The 14,280-nt window shown below is 64.9% G+C and carries 11 protein-coding genes; all 11 read right to left on the minus strand.

Translation table 11 applies throughout. The features are described 5' to 3' along the window. Positions 1-3 precede the first annotated feature (3 nt). Positions 4-2,235 (minus strand): transglycosylase SLT domain-containing protein, encoded by a 2,232-nt coding sequence (locus tag IIB36_00280; GenBank protein MCH7530179.1) that lies wholly within the window; start codon positions 2,233-2,235, stop codon positions 4-6. Between the two features lie 180 nt (positions 2,236-2,415). Continuing rightward, positions 2,416-3,108: a MotA/TolQ/ExbB proton channel family protein gene (locus IIB36_00285; protein ID MCH7530180.1), complete on the minus strand. Its 693-nt coding sequence runs from the start codon at positions 3,106-3,108 to the stop codon at positions 2,416-2,418. 138 nt (positions 3,109-3,246) lie between these two features. Next, positions 3,247-4,221 (minus strand): ATP-binding cassette domain-containing protein, encoded by a 975-nt coding sequence (locus IIB36_00290; protein ID MCH7530181.1) that lies wholly within the window; start codon positions 4,219-4,221, stop codon positions 3,247-3,249. 68 nt (positions 4,222-4,289) lie between these two features. Then, positions 4,290-5,291, minus strand: coding sequence for an ABC transporter ATP-binding protein (locus IIB36_00295; GenBank protein ID MCH7530182.1), 1,002 nt, complete (start codon positions 5,289-5,291; stop codon positions 4,290-4,292). Beyond that, a complete protein-coding gene (locus IIB36_00300) occupies positions 5,288-6,316 on the minus strand; it encodes an ABC transporter permease (protein MCH7530183.1) in 1,029 nt (342 codons plus the stop codon). The genes IIB36_00295 and IIB36_00300 overlap by 4 nt, the downstream gene beginning before the upstream one ends. Positions 6,317-6,416: 100 nt before the next feature. Continuing rightward, positions 6,417-7,403, minus strand: coding sequence for an ABC transporter permease (locus IIB36_00305; protein MCH7530184.1), 987 nt, complete (start codon positions 7,401-7,403; stop codon positions 6,417-6,419). Positions 7,404-7,462: 59 nt separating this feature from the next. Next, complete coding sequence (locus IIB36_00310) at positions 7,463-9,172, minus strand: hypothetical protein (protein ID MCH7530185.1); 1,710 nt, start codon at positions 9,170-9,172, stop codon at positions 7,463-7,465. Between the two features lie 17 nt (positions 9,173-9,189). After that, positions 9,190-9,975 (minus strand): lipoate--protein ligase family protein, encoded by a 786-nt coding sequence (locus tag IIB36_00315; GenBank protein MCH7530186.1) that lies wholly within the window; start codon positions 9,973-9,975, stop codon positions 9,190-9,192. Then, positions 9,975-10,658, minus strand: coding sequence for a metal-dependent hydrolase (locus tag IIB36_00320; GenBank protein ID MCH7530187.1), 684 nt, complete (start codon positions 10,656-10,658; stop codon positions 9,975-9,977). The genes IIB36_00315 and IIB36_00320 overlap by 1 nt, the downstream gene beginning before the upstream one ends. Before the next feature lie 223 nt (positions 10,659-10,881). Beyond that, positions 10,882-13,761: an aminomethyl-transferring glycine dehydrogenase gene (gene gcvP / locus IIB36_00325; GenBank protein MCH7530188.1), complete on the minus strand. Its 2,880-nt coding sequence runs from the start codon at positions 13,759-13,761 to the stop codon at positions 10,882-10,884. 40 nt (positions 13,762-13,801) lie between these two features. Further along, complete coding sequence (gene gcvH, locus IIB36_00330) at positions 13,802-14,188, minus strand: glycine cleavage system protein GcvH (GenBank protein MCH7530189.1); 387 nt, start codon at positions 14,186-14,188, stop codon at positions 13,802-13,804. Positions 14,189-14,280: the final 92 nt, after the last annotated feature.

Raw genomic sequence — 14,280 nt, forward strand, 5'->3', positions numbered from 1 at the left:
CGATCAGTCTCGCCCGTAGAGCACGCGATAAAGACCGAGATTTCGGCGCACGTTCTTGACGTAGCCGCGGGTCTCGACGATGGGGATCCGCTCCGTGAAGCGGAGTGGATCGGAGGCCTCCGGGTAGCGCCGCCACCGGTTCGCGCGTGTCGGGCCAGCGTTGTACGCCGAGAGCACTAGCGGCAGGTCGCCGTCGTAGCGGGCACTCATCTCCACGAAGAACGCGGCACCGAGGTGCAGGCTCACCTCCGGAGCCGTCAGGTTCGCCGGACGAAAGCCGCGCGGTCCGTGTGTCCGTGCGAGCTCGGCACCCGTCAGCGGCATGACCTGCATGAGGCCGACCGCGCCGGCTTGACTGACGATGTCCGCCTTGAACGCCGACTCCTGCCGGATGATCGCTGCCATCACGAGCGGGTCGAGGTCCCACTCTTCGGCCTCCCTGCGCACCAGCTCCCGGTACGGGAACGGGAAGGCCACTCGGATGAGGCGCGCGTCCCACTCATGCCCGTCGTCGCGAAGCGCCCAAGCAAGGTTGATCCCGTCGATGGTATGGCCACGGTCTATGAGTGCCTCGGCAAGGCTCAGCATGTCGTGCGGCGAGCTGCCGGCGAGATCGGTCAGCCGTCCGATTTCAGCGCTCGCGGCGCGCGCGAGGCTCGCTTCGGTGAACAGATCCAGCTGTGCAAGACCGTCCCTCAACCAGGTCGGAGCCGGTGGTGCCTCCGCGTCGGGCAGGTCCATCTCGTATTCCACGCCGAGCAGGTCCGCACCCATTACCGCATAGTAGGAGACTGGGTCACCGGCCCAGACGCGATCGATGTGCGCCTGCGCTTCGGCCGTATCACCCAACTCGAGACGGACGCGTCCGGCCCAGTACGAAGCCTCCTGCCACCTCCGCCCGCTCGGAAAGTCCGCCAGGTACTGCTCGTAGACTAGCACCGCGCCAGCCAGGTTCGACTGTCCCAGATGGATCTGCCCGGAGCGCATTCGCGCTTGGCCAGCCCGCGCGTGCGTGCGGGCGTTCTCGGCGAGGAAGGCGTACTGGGCGAGCGCGGAGTCGACGCTGCCTCTCATGTCCGCGGAGCTGGCGCGAGACCACACGACCTCGGCCGCCTGTCCGCTGCTCGGATATTCCTCGATCAGCCACCGTCGCAGCGTGCTCACCTGGTTGCTCAGGCCCTGGCGACGCCTCAGTTGTGCCCACAACTCCAGGTTACGTGCACCGATGGACACGTCATCCGCCGCCTCCCGGATCGCGCGGAACTCTTCGATCGCGGCTTGCTGGCGAACCCGCACCGTACCCATGAGCCGCGCCCGTTCGACGCGCATCGCGAGCGGAGGCTCCCCGCCCTCCTCTCGGGACATCGCCATCACACGGTCGTAGCCGCGCAGAGCCCGCCTGCCATCTCCGGCTCGATCCAAAAGCCGCGCGATACGCAGCGTCAGTTCTCGGTCCGAGGTACCCATGTCCGAAAGCGAGGCCGCCGCGCGGGCTTGGGACGCTCGGGGCGTGTTTTCGAGGCCCTCCAACAGCCACCGTCGCGCCTCCATCGTGTCACCGGCCGCCAGCCTGAGGCGGCCCAATTCGACCGTCACGACGGCACGACGACTCCCGCTGGTTCCGGCGCGAATGGACTCGAAGGTCGCCGCCGCTGAAAGTGAGTCGCCGGCCGCGAGCAGGGCATCGGCGCGCATGCGCCACGCTTCGTCGAGCGGCAGCGGATCGCTCACATGCTCGAGCAAGGACTCCAACGCGTCGAGGTCACCCACCTCGGCCATCTGCTGAGCCAGCTCGAGCGCGATCCAACTGGCCGCTTCGGGCGCGTAGGCCAGACTGGTGAGCCCCGTGAGGGCCTGGGCCTGCGACCGCTGGTCGACCTTCCACAGCGCGCGGATTCTCCGGACCGACGCAGCCTGGTGCCGTCTCGCGGCGGCGGGCGTGATCAGCCTGTACGACTCGTAGGAGTCGGCGGCCGCCTGCCACCTTCCCGCGTCTTCCTGGGCCCGCCCCAGCAGGTACAGTCCGCCACCCCCCCACACATCATCGAGCCAGCCGGCGCCGCCTAGCAGACTCTCGACCGCCGGCCAGTTGTTCCAGCCCGCTTCCGCCCGAGCCAGCAACAAGACGTCGGCGGGCTCGCCGTTCGCGGATCCCTCGGCCCGCAGCATGCGAGCCGAGTGCCAGAATCGCCCTGCCTCGAACTCGGCGATCGCCGAATCGGACGCGGTCGGCATCGGCACCCCCCGAACGACGCGGGTAGGGCTCGAGGCAGCGGAAACCGCGGCGACGGCCAGGACGCAAAGTGAGAATCGGATCGTCATGAGTTCAAAGCTAAGACACAGCCCTTTGGGATAGTGCTAAAAAAGAGGCCGCCCCGTCTGGGGCGGCCTCTTGTAGCCTTGCGGCGCCTGCCGTCAGCTCTTCCGGCCGTGCTCGATGGCATGCAGCGTATCGACCATCTTCTGGGCCGACTCCTCCATATCGACGACCAGACCGTCGATCTTGGCGACGAAGTAGTTGTGCCCGATCGAAACGGGAATGGCGATCATCAGGCCCGCGGCCGTCGTCTGCAGCGCGACCCTGATACCACCCGCCACCAGCGTCGCCTCGACCTCGCCGGCGGCCTCGATCGACTGGAAAGCGACGATCATCCCGATCACGGTGCCGAGGAAGCCGAGCAGCGGCGCGATGTTGGTCAGCGTCGCGAGGATCGTCAGTCCCGACTCGAGCTTGCTCATCTCGAGAAGGCCTTGGTTCTCGATGGCCTTCATCACGCGTTCGGTGCCCTCCTCGTGCCGCTCAAGGCCAGCGTAGAGGATGTTGGCGGCCGGCGTGTCGGTGTCACGCGTCAACTCGAGAGCCTCACGAATGCGCTGTTGCGTGAGCAGCTCATCCACGTCCTTGAGAATCTTCGTCGTCTTCACAGCCTTACTCGTAAGGCTGATGAATTTGATGATAATGACGACGATGCCCACGACCAGGCAGAAGGCGAGAGGCCAGATCATCCACCCCGTGGATTCCCAGAGCTCGAGCAAATATTCCGTCATGGAAGGCTCGACCTCCACGCCCGGGATCTGAAGAAGCGCACCGTAGAGTTGAATCGCCAAACCGACCTCCAGCCAAGAGTTCTTTCCAGCTTCGCGTTATTTCGCCCCTCCGCCGCGCAGAGCGATGGAAGGGCGAGATTTTCTAGAGGTCCGGATTATGGTCTGCGTCCAGAGGGGTGTCAAGCCTGTTTCGACCGCCTATGAGACCTTGGGACACGCCACGAAGTGCCTTGTGCCCTTGGTCTCCAAGGAAGGTACCGACCGCATGCAAGACCCGTCCTTCGCGGGGTGCGGGCACCGGGTGTGAAAGGCGCATCCGGCCGGCGGGTGCACCGGGCTGGGGACATCTCCCGGCAAGACGATCCGTTCCCGATCGTCCCGTCGATCCGGATCCACCCGCGGTACAGCGGACAGCAACGCCCGCGTGTAGGGATGTTTCGGATTCCGGTACAGATCGGCTGCGTCCGCGACCTCCACAATGCGCCCTAGATACATCACCGCTATGCGATCGCTCACGTGCTCGACCAGCGCGAGGTCGTGTGCGATGAACAAGTACGTCAGCCCCAGGTCACGCTGCAGCTCTTCGAGCAGGTTGACCACCTGAGCCCGGACGGATACGTCGAGCGCGCTGACCGGCTCGTCGAGGATCAGGAACTCAGGCTCGACCGAGAGCGCCCTAGCGATGCCGAGCCGCTGCCGCTGACCGCCGCTGAATTCATGTGGGTACCGGTCGATGTGGTCCGCGCTCAGGCCGACTTTCTCGAGCAAGTCGATCGCCCGCGCGCGCGGGTCGGGCTGTCCGAGCCCATGCACGGTGAGCGCCTCCACGAGCATGGCACCGACGGACATGCGTGGATTTAGCGATCCGAACGGATCCTGAAACACGAACTGCATGCGTCTGCGCAGCGCTCGTAGGCCGTTCCGATCCAGAGAACCTACGTCGATCCCGTCGAATCGTACTTCGCCTTCCGTGGGTTCGATCAGCCGGGCCACCGCACGCCCGGTCGTCGTCTTCCCGCAACCCGACTCTCCGACGAGCCCGAGTGTCTCTCCGCGCCAGAGATCGAAGCTCACCCCGTCCACGGCTTTCAGGACGGAATGCGCGCGCGCAAATGTGCCCCTCCGGACCGGGAAGTGCTTCTTCAGTCCACGCACCGAGAGTAGTGGCTCGATGCTCCGGTCGATCTCGCTTCGAGCGAGCAAGCCGGAAGCTGACTCACGCGTGTTCAGGGTGTCAGAGGTCACGGCCCCTCCTCATCGTGTTCGTGCATTGCTTCAGACCTCCAGCACCGGACGGTGCGCCCGGTCCCACCCTCTTCTACGAGTGACTGGGCTTCTTCACATCCCGGCCCGTTCAACGGACAGCGCTCCGCGAAGCGGCAGCCGTCCGGCCACGCCGTCGAGCTCGGCACCGTGCCGGGGATAGGGATCAGGCGACGACCCCTCCTCTCGAGCGAAGGGACGGACTCGAGCAGCCCTCTCGTATACGGGTGCTGTGGATCGTTGAGCACCTGGCGAACCGAGCCGGTCTCCACGACTTGCCCGGCGTACATCACGACGACCCGGTCGCATACCTCCGCGACGACGCCCAGATCGTGCGTGATCAGCAGTACCGCCATGCCTCGTCGTTCCCTCACCTCGGCGAGCAACTCGAGGATCTGTGCCTGGATCGTGACATCGAGCGCCGTCGTTGGCTCATCGGCGATCAACAGGTTGGGCTCACACGAGAGCGCCATCGCGATCATCACGCGTTGGCGCATGCCACCGGACAGCTGGTGCGGGTATTCGTCGAGCCGCGCTGCCGCCTCGGGGATCCCGACCTCCTGAAGGAGGCGAGCCGACTCCGCACGCGCCGCCTTCCGGCTGAGGCCACGGTGGAGCCGGAGGACCTCGCTGATTTGATTTCCGATGGAGTACACTGGATTCAACGAACTCATCGGCTCCTGAAAGACCATGGCGATCTCGTTGCCCCGGAGCGCACGCAGCCTCGCCTCGCCCGCGTCGACCAGCTCCTCGCCAAGGAAGCGGATCGAGCTTCCCTCCATGATGCGGGCAGGGGGTTGAGGTAGTAGCCCGAGCACCGATAGGGCGGTCACGGTCTTGCCACACGCCGACTCCCCAACGATGCCCAGCGTCTCCCCCGCGCGCACATCGAACGAGACGCCATCCACCGCTTTGGCGACACCTTGGTCCGTGAAGAACCAGCTGCGGAGGTCGGTGACCGAGAGCAACGCTTCGCTCACGAGCGTAGCCTCGGATCGAGCGCGTCCCGAAGACCGTCGCCGACCAGGTTGAACGACAGGACGGTGAGCACGATCGCGAGCCCCGGGAACGTAGAGAGCCACCACGCGTCCAACAGAAAATTTCTCCCGTCGGCGAGCATTGACCCCCACGAGGGAGTGGGCGCTTGCACCCCCAGGCCGAGAAACGAGAGCCCCGCTTCGAGTACGATCGTATTCCCGATGCCGAGTGTGGCCGCCACGATCACCGGACCTAGCGCGTTGGGGATGAGGTGGCGGAAAATGATCCGCCGCCGAGAGTAGCCCAGAGCTTCCGCGGCTTGCACGAACTCCCGCTCTTTGAGGCTGAGCACCTCCCCCCGCACGATTCTCGCCGTGCCGGGCCACAGCGTGAGACCGAGCACGGCGATGATGAGGAAGATCGAGGGCTCGAATGCCGCTACGATGATGATGAGCAGAATCAGGCGGGGGAACGAGATGACCATATCGACGAAGCTCATGATCAGGCCGTCGACGATGCCGCCCACGTACCCGGCCACCGCGCCCAAGAGCGTGCCCAGCGTCACGCTGATCCCCACAGCCACGAAGCCGATCGTGAGCGAGATACGAGCGCCGTAGAGCACGCGGGCGAGCACATCCCGCGAAAGGTGATCGGTCCCGAGTGGGTGCGCTCCGGACATACCCTGGAGGCGAAACTGAAGGGGACCCTGCTCGAGCGCTTCAGCCGGCGTGATCAGCGGAGTGATGAGCGCGATCAGATAGATCGCGACCACCACCATCAGGCCCACGACAGCGGTTCTGTCCTTGGAAAACGCCCGGACGGTGAGGTGCCACTGCCCCACCCCTACCTGCGCCCTTCTGCCGACTAGTCCCACATCCCGCCACGACCAGGACCACACTGCGACCAGGCCTGCTGCAAGGGAAACAACCGCGACACGCTCGTCCCAGCCACCCGAGATCGCCTGCAAGACGAGGCGCCAGTGAGAAACGAGCACTCCAACCAGACCGAGCCATATCGCCAACGCCATGGTTCCGACGCCCCAGCGGCCGGCGAGCAGTTGCCCAAGTCCAGGCAGGACGGCAGAGAGGCCGGGTCCACCTCTGACGCGGGCTCGCGCCGCCACTGACTCACTCATGCCGGATGCGGGGGTCGACGACCGCGTAGAGTACGTCCGCGAGCAGGTTCCCGAGCACTACCAAGATCGCGAAGATGAAGCTGCACGCCATGACGAGCGGGTAGTCGCGCGATGCGATCGCGTCCACCATGAGGCGCCCCATCCCGGGCCAGGCGAACACGTGCTCGATCAGGACGGCCCCGCTAAAGAGCACAGGGATGTACAGCCCGAGCAACGTCACGATCGGAATCAGCGCATTCCTGAGGGCGTGCTTGAAGATCACGCTGCTCTCGGGCAGGCCCTTGGCGCGGGCAGTACGCACGTAGTCCTGCCGGATCACGTCGAGCATGCTGCCCCGCATGTACCGGGCAATGCCGGCGCTGAGCGCGAGCGCGAGCGAAATCGTGGGAAGCACGAGGTGCCAGAGCCGGTCCTTCACTTGCGCACCGAAGGACAACAGGTCGTAGTCGGTCGAGTACATCCCCGACGCCGGGAACCACAGCGGCCACTCCCAGACGTTGCGCGCGAACAGGCTGAGCGAGAGCACGAGCATCAGCGCGAGCCAGAACGACGGCATCGAGTAGAAGAAGAGCAGCACGACGCTCAGGGTCGAATCCAACGCTGAATACTGGCGTACGGCCTGGATCGCCCCGAGTACGATCCCGAAGAGGAACGCGACGAAGAGGGCGCACGCGGAGAGCAGTAGCGTGTTGGGCAAGACGTCCATCACGACGTCGAGCGTCGGTTGGCCATAGGTGATGCTGTGCCCGAAGTCCCCCGTGAGCATCGAGCCGAGCCACTTCACGTAGCGGATCGGGATCGGGTCATCGAGCCCGTAGTTCGCCCTCAACTGGGCCGCCGCCGCCGGGGTGAGGCCCGGCCTTACCAAGGTAGTCGCGGGGTCACCTGGAGCGGCATGCACCACGAAAAAAATGATCGTGGCGATGCCGAGCACCAGAGGCACGGACCCTACGACGCGGCGAACGACGTACCTCGTCACGCGCTACTCACTGTCGCTATGCCACCCGTCTCGCGGACGCGGACGCGGTCGCGTCCGTCTCACCGGCTCGCGGGATCCAGGTACCAGTCTTTGATGTTCAGCAAATCCCCACGCGCATCCATCTCCACTCCACGCAGCCGCTTGGTGACTCCGTGAATGAGTGTCGGAAAGAAGAGATATGTGTAGGGGTGCACCTCGTTCATGACTTGGTAGTACTCAGCCCAGAGCGGCCGCGCGGCGTCACGATCCACGGTGGCACTGAGCTCCCCGAGCAGACGGTCGACCTCGGGGTCGCTGATGCCGGACAGCGCCCAAGGGTAGTCGCTGCGGCTCGAATGGAAGAGATCGGTCTCGTCTAGGCGGTAGTCCGGGACCCAGCGGAATAACACGCCGTCGAAGTCACGCTCCGCCGTAACACTGATCTGGTCGAGCAACGTCCCCCATTCGACATTTTCGGCTCGCACTTCGACGCCGATCCGGGCGAGTTGCGACTGCATGATTTCTACGAGCGATCGTTGATACTGGCTTCCCGATCTGAACTTGATCGAGATTGAGAGTCGTGCGCCCTGATCGCTCTCCCGGACCCCGTCTCCATCCCGGTCACGCCAACCCGCTTCGTCCAGGAGAGCAGCAGCAGCTTGTGGATCGTAGCCGACCGACGCGGCCGCGTCTTGATCGAACGCCCAGTGCGACGGCGGTACCCCCGAGTACGCGACGGTGCCATAGCCCAGCAGGATCTCTCGAACGATCTCGCGGCGATTGATACCCAACGTCAGCGCCCGGCGTACACGAGCGTCGGCGAGCTGGGACCTGCGTGAGTTCCAAGCCACGAAGTCATAGTGTCGCGGCTGGAAGCTGACGATATCCACGCCGAGATCGTCGACGATCCGCTGGGCCTGACCTGGCGGTACCGAGATGTACACGTCGAGGTTCTGGATGAGCAGCTCGGTCAACAACGTCGTCTGATCAGGGATGATCCGGTAGACGTATCGATCGATGAACGGGCGGCCGCCCAGGCCCTCCGGAAACGCGGGGTTCGCCGTGAAGACCCAGCGGTCTTGCGGCGCGTGCGACGCGAAGACGAAGGGCCCGTTCCCGACGGGACACTCCGTAGCGTACGGGTGCTCAGCCAGCGTCTGCGGCGGCACGTCGCCCAGCAGGTGCTCGGGCAGCATGCCCACTACACGCCACGGGTCGAGGAAGTCCGCGTGAGGCCGCATGCGGATCTTGACGGTGAAGTCGTCGACGACCTCGACGCCCTCCTCACCTTGCTCGTAGTAATCCCAAAAACCCGCGTTGCCAAACCCGACCACGGGATTCGTGAACAACCGGTACGAAAACGCCACATCGTGCGCATCCGTCTGCTCGCCATCGTGCCAGAAAACGTCACGCCGGATGTGGAAGGTGATCTCGCTTTCGTCGTCGGAGATTTCCCACGACTCCGCGAGGTATGGGCGGGGGGTCGCGTCGCGATCGTAGTCGAGCAACGTCATCAGGTTCACGAACTGCTGATGCTGGAGCGCGTGGTAGTCCATACTCCCCGCCGCGTTCATCCCGCCCACCAGTTCGGCTCGTCCGCCAACGACGACCGTCCCGCCGTAGCGGTCATCCGACGGTGTCGGACGGGCGGCCTCTGTCTCAGACATGAACGCCTCGACCGCCGGAATGACCTGCTGGCAAAACGGGCTGGCCGAAGCGAGATCGATGCCTCCGTCACCACCGCAGGCAGCGAACAAGATCGCGGCCCCGAGCGTAATGGGCTTTCTCATCCCGTCCTCACAAGGTGTCACTGTCGCCAGGTCCACTCGTCTTTTCCGTAACGCTCCTTCTCCAGCCATTCAGCCTCTTCGAGCTCGCCCGAGCGATACTCACCCTCGTTCCACTCGCCGCCCAACGTAACTTGAAGTCCGTTTGTGATCGCTTCGGCAAGGTCCCAGGTGCTCACCTTCCCGACCAACGCTCGAAGCGTCGCGGGAGTCGGGATCGGACCAGCAGCCGAATTGAGCCGATTCAATTCGCTCTGGTCCCCGTCCAAGATGATCGAACCGTGCTGGAGTAGGGCGTTCCCGATCCTGACCTGAGCGCTGCCCACGAGTTTCTGTCCACCGGCCACGACCTCCCCCGGCGCCGGGACCTTGAAGCACGGGCCCGCGTCCGGCGTGAGCACGACGCCGCCTGCCGCGACCTCAGCATCGACCCCCAACAGTTTCAGGCCGTGCGCCAGGCCCTCGTGGATCTTCGCATACACGCCCTTCGGCCCACCATAGGTCCGGTCGGGAAGCACCAACCCGTAGGTCAGCTCGGCGTGGTGAAGAACGGCCCGCCCGCCGGTCGGCCGCCGCACGAACTCGATCCCGGCCGCATCTGCGGCACTCCTGTCGTAGACTTCGTTCGCCGGCTCGTGTCTGCCGAACGACACGGTCTTGGACGACCACGAGTACAGTCGCAGCACGCCGTCTCCGCGTCGCGCCGACATGGCCAGTGCGTGGTCCAGCGCCATGTTGTGCGCGCCGGACCCCGGCTCGTCGAAGATCACGCGCCAGGTGAGGCCGCTCCCATCCGGACTCGCCATCAGAACTCGAAGAGACCCGTGGGCGTCATCACTTCAACGCGCGCGCGGTCACCGACGGCATCCACGAACGCCTCGGCGTCCTGTTCGATCGGTGGCCACGTGTTGTAGTGGCACGGGATCACCACGTCCGGCTCGATGAAGTCGACGGCTCGGACCGCGTCGGCCGGACCCATCGTAAAGCGGTCGCCGATGGGCAGAACAGCCACGTCGACCAGGCCCTTGAGCAGCTGCATATCCGTGAGCAGGCTCGTGTCCCCAGCGTGGTAGAAGCGCTGTCCGCTCGCGAGGTTGATGAGGAAGCCTCCGGGCATTGTGGTGAACGCTTCGCCGCCAGGGAGATCGAGCTTACCACCGTGCAGCGCGGGCGTCATCTTCACGTAGCCGAACGGGTACTCGACGCCTCCTCCGATATGTTGAGGACTCACGGACCGTCCCTTCTCCTCCATGTAGGTCGCGATCTCGAACGATGCGATGATCGTCGCGCCGGTCTTCTCGGAGAGGGGAATCGCGTCCGCCACGTGGTCATAGTGGCCGTGGGTCAGCAAGATGAAGTCGGCTCCCACGTCGTCCAGCGATACGTCGCACGCGGGATTGTCCCCGAAGAAGGGGTCGATCACGAGCCTCGTGCCGTCGTCCGTCTCGAGCCCGAAGGTGGCGTGACCGTAGAAGGTAAGCTTGGCCATTGAGCAGCAGTTCCGAACGTGGCTTGGGGGTGAGCCTTGATGGGAAGATGGAGTTCGCGCGAGTCGGCGGCAACGCTGGTAATGAACCGGCCATTGACGTCGCGCCGACTTCACCAACTGGTCGCGCTGGAATCCGTCGATGAGGAAGGCGACCCCCTCGACAAGCTGTTTTGGGCGGAAGGCATTACGGTCGCACGCCGCCGGCCGCGCACGTCGTCGGCTCCTACACGCCCTCGGTCTCCGCGTACACCTCGACCGGTGGGCACGAGCAGACGAGGTTCCGGTCTCCGTACGCGTTGTCCACGCGTCGTACCGGCGGCCAGAACTTGAACTCGCGCGTCCACGGAGCCGGGTAGGCCGCCTGGGACCTCGAGTACGCGTGGACCCACTCGTCCGCCGTACACATCGCGGCGGTGTGCGGCGCATTCTTGAGCGGGTTGTCCTTGGCGTCTGCGATGCCCATCTCGACCTGCTGGATCTCCGCGTGAATCGAAATGAGTGCGTCGACGAAGCGATCCAACTCCTCCTTCGGCTCGCTCTCGGTCGGCTCGATCATTAGCGTGCCGATCACCGGAAACGATACCGTCGGCGCGTGAAAGCCGTAGTCGATGAGCCTCTTCGCGACGTCTTCTTCTGTGATGCCCGTGGCGCGCTTGAGCGGGCGCAGGTCAACGATGAACTCGTGGGCGACGAGCCCGTTCTCACTCCGGTACAGGATGTCGAAGTGGTCCTCGAGGCGCTTCGCCATGTAGTTGGCACTGAGAATCGCGAGCTCGGAGGCGCGGCGTACACCGTTCGGGCCCAACATGGCGATGTAGGCCCAGGAGATCACGAGGATACTCGCGCTTCCCCACGGAGCCGCCGACACCGCGCCGATCGCTTTCTCCCCGCCTACTTTGTGCATCGGGTGGCGCGGCAAGTACGGCGCGAGCTTCTCGTTCACGCAAATCGGACCCATGCCCGGGCCGCCCCCGCCGTGAGGGATCGCGAACGTCTTGTGCAGGTTGATGTGACACACGTCCGCACCGTAGTCGCCGGGACGCGCGAGGCCCACCTGTGCGTTCAGGTTGGCTCCGTCCAGGTAGACGAGTCCTCCGTGCTCGTGGACGATGCGGCAAACGTCACGGATCTCTTCCTCGAAGACACCGTGCGTGGAGGGGTAGGTGACCATGATCGCCGCGAGGTCGTGGGCGTGCTCGCTCGCCTTGGCCTCCAGGTCCGCGACGTCGATCGTGCCTTCGTCCGTGCTCTTCACGACGACGACCTTCATCCCGGCCATGACCGCGCTCGCGGGGTTCGTTCCGTGGGCCGACGCCGGGATGAGACAAACATTCCTGTGATGCTCACCCCGGTCCTCGTGGTACGCCCTGATCGTCAGCAGGCCTGTGTACTCGCCCTGTGCGCCCGAGTTGGGCTGCAGTGACGTGGCGACGAAACCACTGATCTCCGCGAGCCACTGTTCGAGTTCGGCGAAGAGCGTGGCGTAGCCTCGAGCCTGGTCCACCGGCGCGAAGGGATGGAGGCGGCCGATCTCAGGCCACGTCACGCCGGCCATCTGGCTGGTCGCGTTCAGCTTCATCGTGCACGAACCGAGGGGAATCATGCTCGTATTCAACGAGAGGTCGCGCGACTCCAGCCTGTGCAGGTACCGCAGCATCTCGGTCTCGGAATGGTACCGGTTGAAGACCTCGTGCTCGAGATACGGCGTGGTTCGACGAGCCCAAACAGGCAACTCGGGGGCCCCTCCGCGCTGCGCAAGGTCTCGGGCGAAAAACTCCGCTTGCGAGCCACGGTTGAAGATCGTGAAGAGGTCGTCCACGTCGTCGGCGGTCGTGACTTCGTCGAGGGCGATACCCAGCGACCCGTCACCGAAGTCCCGCAGGTTGATGCCGGCCTCGACCGCACGCGCGAGTACGTCGCCAGCATCCAACTTCGGACGCACGCGAACGGTGTCGAAGAACGTCTCCGTAAGCAGTTCGTGTCCGAGCAAGCCGAGTCCGGCCGAAAGAACTCCTGCCAGGTCGCGGATCCGTTCAGCGATCGTCTTGATACCGTCCGGACCGTGGTACACCGCGTACGCACCAGCCATGATGGCAAGCAGCACCTGCGCGGTGCAGATGTTCGACGTGGCCTTCTCCCGACGGATGTGCTGCTCACGGGTCTGCAGCGCCATGCGCAGCGCCCGGTTGCCGTCGGCGTCCACGGAGACCCCGATGATGCGGCCGGGCATCTTCCGCTTGAAGGACTCCGTGGCGGACATGAACGCGGCGTGCGGCCCCCCGAAGCCCATCGGCACGCCGAAGCGCTGCGAGTTGCCAACGACGACGTCGGCGCCCCACTCCCCAGGTGGAGTGAGCAACGCGAGCGCCATGAGATCGCTCGCTGCCACGATGACCGCACCGAGGGCCTTGGCCCGAGCCACGAACGGGCGGTAGTCGATCACGCTGCCGTCCGTACACGGATACTGGAGCAACACACCGAAGACGCCGTCGTGCAGCCCGAAGACGTCGTGATCCCCCACGACCACCTCGATCCCGAGCGGCCAGGCGCGTGTCTTCACGACCTCGATCGTCTGTGGGTGGCACGATTCGGAGACAAAGAAGGTGTTTGCGTCCCCCTTGGCTTCGGCGTGCGCGAGGTGCATCGCCTCCGCCGCGGCGGTCGCCTCATCGAGCAACGACGCGTTCGCGATGTCGAGGCCTGTGAGATCGATCACCATCGTCTGGAAGTTGAGCAGCGCTTCCAGACGGCCCTGGGCGATTTCGGCTTGGTAGGGCGTATACTGCGTATACCAGCCAGGATTCTCCATGATGTTCCGCAGGATCACCCCTGGCACGAACGTGTCGCTGTACCCCATGCCGAGATAGGACCGGAAGACGCGGTTCGTCGAAGCGATCTCGCGCAGCCTGGCCAGCAGCTGCGCCTCGGTCAGAGCCGGGGGCAACCGGAGCTCACCCTCCATACGGATGGAGGTCGGGACCGTGTCGTCCACAAGGCTGGCGAGCGAGTCGTATCCAAGCGCCTCGAGCATCGCGGCCACGTCGGCGACGTCGGGCCCTAGATGGCGTGCCTCGAAGTCTGCGGGGGCATCGATCCGCGTCATCGAGCGGCCGAGAAGGGCAGCGGGAAAGGGGAGCGGGCCGTCAGCTGACGTGGTCCGCGTAGCCGTCCGAAGTCAGCAGCCCGCGCACTTCCTCGTCATCATCGACCCTCAGCTTGATCATCCACCCCGCGCCGTAGGGGTCGGAATTGACCAACGACGGGTCGTCATCGAGGGCGGCGTTCACTTCCACGACCGTACCGTCCACCGGGCAGTATAGGTCGCTCACCGCCTTTACGGCTTCGATCGTGCCGAAGACCTCCATCCGGTTGAATGAAGATCCCGCTTCCGGCAGCTCCACGAAGACAACGTCCCCGAGCTCCCCTTGGGCGTATTCCGTGATGCCCACGACGTAGACTCCATCGTCACCTGCCGCCTTCAGGTACTCGTGCTCTTCGGTATACCGAAGGTCGCTCGGAATGTCGGACATGCGCCTTCTCCAACGTTTTCTCGGGGCTCAGGAGCCCTGAGGATGACGGGCTTTTGACCGAAGGTCAACCGGGGCCGACGCCGGCGCGCGAG

It is taken from the genome of Gemmatimonadota bacterium (genome assembly GCA_022560615.1).
GTDB lineage: Bacteria > Gemmatimonadota > Gemmatimonadetes > Longimicrobiales > Gaopeijiaceae > UBA1138.

Bases quoted from the DNA above. Each gene is read 5' to 3' on its own strand.
- IIB36_00280 (MCH7530179.1), bottom strand. From the start codon at position 2,235: ATGCCGACCGCGTCCGATTCGGCGATCGCCGAGTTCGAGGCAGGGCGA.
- IIB36_00300 (MCH7530183.1), bottom strand. From the start codon at position 6,316: ATGGCGTTGGCGATATGGCTCGGTCTGGTTGGAGTGCTCGTTTCTCAC.
- IIB36_00310 (MCH7530185.1), bottom strand. From the start codon at position 9,172: ATGAGAAAGCCCATTACGCTCGGGGCCGCGATCTTGTTCGCTGCCTGC.
- IIB36_00315 (MCH7530186.1), bottom strand. From the start codon at position 9,975: ATGGCGAGTCCGGATGGGAGCGGCCTCACCTGGCGCGTGATCTTCGAC.
- IIB36_00320 (MCH7530187.1), bottom strand. From the start codon at position 10,658: ATGGCCAAGCTTACCTTCTACGGTCACGCCACCTTCGGGCTCGAGACG.
- gcvP (MCH7530188.1), bottom strand. From the start codon at position 13,761: ATGACGCGGATCGATGCCCCCGCAGACTTCGAGGCACGCCATCTAGGG.
- gcvH (MCH7530189.1), bottom strand. From the start codon at position 14,188: ATGTCCGACATTCCGAGCGACCTTCGGTATACCGAAGAGCACGAGTAC.